At 68.3% G+C, this 2,698-nt stretch carries 3 protein-coding genes; 2 read left to right on the top strand and 1 reads right to left on the bottom strand.

Annotated elements, in window-relative coordinates:
* A partial coding sequence (locus VIR09_RS15495; RefSeq protein ID WP_332013672.1) for an L-aspartate oxidase occupies window positions 1-1,198 on the top strand: 1,198 nt, incomplete at its 5' end.
* Window positions 1,199-1,228: 30 nt separating this feature from the next.
* Here VIR09_RS15495 and VIR09_RS15490 read toward each other — a convergent pair.
* Window positions 1,229-2,083, bottom strand: a complete 855-nt coding sequence (locus VIR09_RS15490) for an AraC family transcriptional regulator (protein WP_332013671.1) — start codon at window positions 2,081-2,083, stop codon at window positions 1,229-1,231.
* Window positions 2,084-2,334: 251 nt separating this feature from the next.
* Between VIR09_RS15490 and VIR09_RS15485 the strand changes: the two genes are divergently transcribed.
* Window positions 2,335-2,698, top strand: a 364-nt coding sequence (locus VIR09_RS15485; protein ID WP_332013670.1) for an alpha/beta fold hydrolase, incomplete at its 3' end; no start/stop codon positions are given.

Raw genomic sequence — 2,698 nt, 5'->3', positions numbered from 1 at the left:
GGACGCGACCGGCAGCGCCATCATCGCGGCGCTGGAAGAGCGGGCGCGGCGGCACCCCGGCATCACGCTGCTGGAAGCGCATTGCGCCGTGGACCTGATCCTGGACGGCGCTGCGGGCGCCGCAGGAGCGCGCTGCCAAGGCGTGCGATTGCTGGATTTGCGCAGCGGACGGATCTTCGACGCCGCAGCCGGTCACGTGGTGCTGGCCAGCGGTGGCGCCGGGCAGGCATACCAGACGACGACGGCGCCGGCTGCCGCCACCGGCGACGGCATCGCCATGGCGTGGCGCGCAGGCTGCCGGGTCGCCAACATGGAATTCACACAGTTCCATCCCACCGGCCTGCATCACCCGCAAGCGGGCGGTTTCCTCATTTCGGAGGCCGTGCGCGGCGAGGGCGGCGTGCTGCGTCTGCTGGACGGCGCCCGCTTCATGCTGGCGCACGACCCGCGAGCCGAACTGGCGCCGCGTGACATCGTCGCCCGTGCCATCCAGAGCGAGATCGAACGCCACGGGCTGGAATGCGTGCACCTCGATATCAGCCACCAGCCGCCGGCGTTTCTGCGTGCACACTTTCCCACCATCCATGCGCGCTGCCTGGCGCTGGGCATCGACATCACGAGAGATCCGATTCCGGTCGCGCCTTCCGCTCATTACACCTGCGGCGGCATCGTCGCGGACATGGCGGGGCGCTGCGATCTGCCCGGCTTGTATGCCGTAGGGGAGGCCGCCTGCACCGGTCTGCACGGGGCAAACCGCCTGGCCAGCAACTCGCTGCTGGAGTGCGTGGTCATGGGCAGGGCGGCGGCGCAGGACATCCTGGGGCAGGCTCCCTTGCCAACGGTAAGCCGCGCACGGGCGGCCGACGAAAGGACCAATCCCGCGAGCGCGGACCTGGCGGAGCTGCGGCGGGACCTGCGTCGGCTGATGAGCCGGGACGTAGGCGTGCTGCGCAGCGACGCGTCGCTCGCGCGTGCGGCGGCCTACATTGGGCCGCTGCGCGTGGAGATGGAGGCGCGACTGTCGCGCGAGGGCGTGAGCCTGGAATTGCTGGAACTGCGCAACCTGGCGCTGGTTGCGGATCTGATCGTGCGGGCCGCCAGTGCGCGCGATGAAAGCCGGGGTGCGCATTTCAACAAGGATCGTCCGGGCACGGGTGTCGCGAAGGTCATGTCCTGCGTGACTGCCGCTACTGCTTGACCGTCGGGAGGACAGTTTCTGGCCGGCGGATCAGGAAACTCCTGTCAGCAGGTGCTGAGCGGCTCCCGTCGCCGCCCGCCTGAAGCGCGACGGCGACACGCCCATGTGCTCGCGGAAGAAGCGGGAGAAGTTGCCGGGCGTGGAGAAGCCCAGGTCCAGCGCCACCGAGGTCAGGGGCTGCTCCTGGTGCACCAGCAGGCGCACGGCTTCCTCTACGCGTACGGCGCTCCAGAAGACTTGCGGCGTGGTGTTGAGCTGGTCGCGGAACAGCGCGAAGAAGTGGCCGCGCGACAGGCCCACCCGGCTGGCGACTTCTTCCACTGCTATCGGTTCATGGGCATGCTCGCGCATGTAGGCGATTGCCGCGCGCAGCCTGCGATCCAACGTCGGTGTGGCGGGCATGAGACTGCGCGGACGTTCCGGCCCGGTGGACGATTCGATCGCGGCTTGCAGCAAGGCCTCGACCTCGGCATCCAGGTCGGCTCCCGGGTGTTCGTGCGGCGCGACGATCTTATCCAGCAGGCGCCAACAGCCTTGGCGCACGGCCGCGTTTATCGGGACGCCGGGCGCCTCGAAGTGGAACGGCCGGCCGGTGGCGGCGCGCCGTTCGTCCAGCCAGGGCTTGGCGATGTAGAGAACCAGGAAGATGGCCGGGCCGGATCGTTCAAGCAGCCTGGCGTCGTGCGATTCGTAGGTATTGGTGCCGAGCGCCAGGTGTTCGCTGTAGGGGACTGGGGTCTGGCCGACATGCCCCAGCACGCGCGCGCCGCCCAGCCAGAGGGCCAGTTGCACTTCCGCATGCGCGTGCGCGATCAGGTCGTCGCGCAGTTCCAGCACGACGGCGCGGCCGAACGCGCCCTCGTGCAAGGCGTAGGTCTCCTGCATCTGTGTCTCCCGTTTTTCTTATCGCCTCGTCGCGCAAGCCAGAGCTTGTGAACGGGCGGGTGCGGCGCTCAGGGAATTTTATGGGCGTTTGCGCGTTTGTCCGCCCTAGGTGTATTCACTAGGCTCAAAATCTGACTCTGCGATAAGTCCGCGCACCCGGCGATAAGCGCGCAAATGCCCGCGCCGATACAGTCCTGAAAATTGCCGGCGCGACGACGGCGCAGACCAGGACTGACAAAGGAGGCGGCAGCATGAGCACGCAACACGTCAACGGCATGGCCGTGGAGATCGACGGCAAGGGGCCGGCACTGTTGTGCATACACGGCCTGGGCGGCTCCTCGAATACCTGGACGCCCGTCATGAGCGCATTCGATGGGTTCCGGGTCATCCGTCCCGACCTGCCGGGCAGCGCGCGCTCGGCGCTGGGCGCCAAGCGCCTGTCCATCGCGGCCTATGTGGAGGCGTTGGCCGGACTGCTCGATGAGCTGGACGTCGATGCGGCGCATGTCGCTGCGCATTCGCTGGGAACCGTGGTGGCCCAGCATCTCGCCGTAACGCACCCCGGCAGGGTCAAATCGCTGGCCCTGTTCGGGCCACTGGCCGCGCCGCCGGACG

Source organism: Achromobacter sp. (assembly GCF_036567245.1).
Lineage (GTDB): Bacteria > Pseudomonadota > Gammaproteobacteria > Burkholderiales > Burkholderiaceae_B > Achromobacter.
This window is presented reverse-complemented; position numbering and strand designations above follow the sequence as displayed.

Bases quoted from the DNA above. Each gene is read 5' to 3' on its own strand.
- VIR09_RS15490 (WP_332013671.1), bottom strand. From the start codon at position 2,083: ATGCAGGAGACCTACGCCTTGCACGAGGGCGCGTTCGGCCGCGCCGTC.